This is a genomic window from Acidovorax sp. SRB_24 (genome assembly GCF_012931925.1).
The window spans coordinates 1-614 of record NZ_MWOM01000197.1; the positions used below are offsets into that span (position 1 = coordinate 1).

At 67.6% G+C, this 614-nt stretch carries 1 pseudogene; it reads right to left on the reverse strand.

Going from position 1 to position 614, the window contains the following annotated elements:
• A pseudogene (locus B2J89_RS21500) lies at positions 1-614 on the reverse strand (hypothetical protein); the annotation flags it as partial.

Here is a 614-nt window from a genome sequence, read left to right on the forward strand (position 1 = left end):
CGCCCGCCATTGCCATTGCCGCCGCTGCCTGCGGTGGCGCTGCCATTGGTGGCGCTGCCGTTGGTGGCGTTGCCGTTGGAGGCATTGCCGCCGGTCGAGCCCACGCCGCCTACGCCGCCTGCGCCCGTGCCGCCTGTGCCCGTGCCCGTGGCGCTGCCGCCGGTGCTGTTGCCGCCCGTGCCACCGTTGCCGGTGGCGCCGTTGGCATTGCCGCTGTTGGTGGCGCTGTTGCCGATGTCGCGCACGCGGTTACCCGTGACGGTGCCGTTAAGGTTGCTGGTGGCTGTGGCGGTGGAGACATTGAACGCGTTGGTGAACGTGCCTGTCGAGCCGTTGTTCAGGGCCGCCGAGCGGGCTGCGCTGGCTCTGGCTGCGCCCGAGTTGCGGTTGGTGCTGTTGTCGCTGGCATCGGTGTTGGTCGTGGTGTTGGTGGTGGTGTTGGTGGTCGTGTTGGTGGTGGCGTTGCGGGTGGTGCTGTTGTTGTCCGTGCTTGTGCTGCTGTTGGTGTTGTTGCTGGTATTGCTTCCCGTCGTGGCGGACTGGGTGGTGTCCTGGTCGGTGCTGCTGGCGAAAGCCGCGCCGCTGATACCAAACGCAACTGCCATGGCCGAAGC